The following is a 1,204-nucleotide window of genomic DNA, read 5'->3' as shown; positions in this document are numbered from 1 at the left end:
TGATGCCAAATTTGTTGATGATGCTAAGGAATTGCCAGATTTGCCGTTTGTCGAAGAAAAAGATTCTTCATTTTCAGGGGTAAACATCAACATTGGTGCAAGATTGATAATCCCGTATGTACCTCCACCAGCTAAAACTTCTCGCAAAAAAGTATCTTCCCAATTAGGAGGGTTAGCCATTATTCGTTGATTTGCAGTTCCTAGTGTCACGTCTGTGAGCATACAGAAAAAACGTGAGCGTACCCCTTGCACAACTAGAAACTTTCCCACCCGCATATCTCCGACAGACACATCAGAGTGCAATCGTACTTCTAATCCCCCAGTGAGAGAGCCTTGTATTACTGAACCTAATGGCTGTCCCAAATCCATTTTGTTGATTGTATAATCACTATTTCTCTTATTTTATAAGAAATATATAAAAAACCTTTAAAAAATAGGTAATATACCCACGAATATTGTTTTTTTCACCAGAGATAAGACGTTGTTGAATACATATAAGAATCGCTTTTATCTCAACCCAGATCGCAATAAACCTTTAAAAGGTGCGTTACGAGTAGCGCTAACGCACCCTACGTGTCTGGGAAAACATCCTAAAATTTGTCAGATCACAATTCCGTAATTAAACAAATTGTAAACCCAATTCCCATGCCCCATGCCCCATGCCCTATGCCCCATTAATCAATCTCAATCTGAGTAGGCGCGCTTCCACTTTGGGGGCTAGTAGATCCCTTTAGTGGTTTACGAAATTGGGCATAAAGGCGATCGCGCCAATTGAAGAATGGTTCGTAAACAGGGTTATCAGCCAATTCGGGTACCCCTTTACCTCTTAGGGCTGGTGGTATATCCACATAGGAACCTTCAGGAAACTTGATCAGTAGCGATAAACCTGCAACTGCTAAGTCAGCTAGGCTTGGTTCATCGCCAACTAGATACGGACTCTCTGCTAATAATAGTGTTAATGCTTCCAAATCTTGCTTCAAGTCAACGATCGCGTTACGTACTACATCTGGGGTATAACCAACACCAAAGCCTAAAAATTTGAGTAGATCTTTGGGTACTTCCTGCACCAATGCTTTGAGTACATCTGGCGTATTAGCAGGTAATAAGGATTTACGGAAGTTCTCGTCTTGAGTGATAGCGTAATATAATGCTTTTCGGCTTTTGATGCCTATCGACTCATCTGCCCATTCTTCGATCATTAAGC

The 1,204-nt window shown here is 41.2% G+C and carries 2 protein-coding genes; both read right to left on the bottom strand.

Annotation, left to right across the window (positions count from 1 at the left end; all coding sequences use genetic code 11):
- A partial coding sequence (locus tag G4P69_RS38540; RefSeq protein ID WP_279606334.1) for an HAS-barrel domain-containing protein occupies positions 1–369 on the bottom strand: 369 nt, incomplete at its 3' end.
- A 305-nt stretch (positions 370–674) separates the two neighbouring features.
- Positions 675–1,204 (bottom strand): glutathione S-transferase C-terminal domain-containing protein (locus G4P69_RS38535; protein WP_208355296.1); only part of this gene is annotated, 530 nt, incomplete at its 5' end.

It is taken from the genome of Aetokthonos hydrillicola CCALA 1050 (assembly GCF_017591665.1).
GTDB classification, from domain to species: Bacteria; Cyanobacteriota; Cyanobacteriia; order Cyanobacteriales; family Nostocaceae; genus Aetokthonos; species Aetokthonos hydrillicola.
The sequence above is the reverse complement of the archived record's forward strand: the minus strand, read 5'-3'. Positions and strand labels throughout refer to the sequence as shown.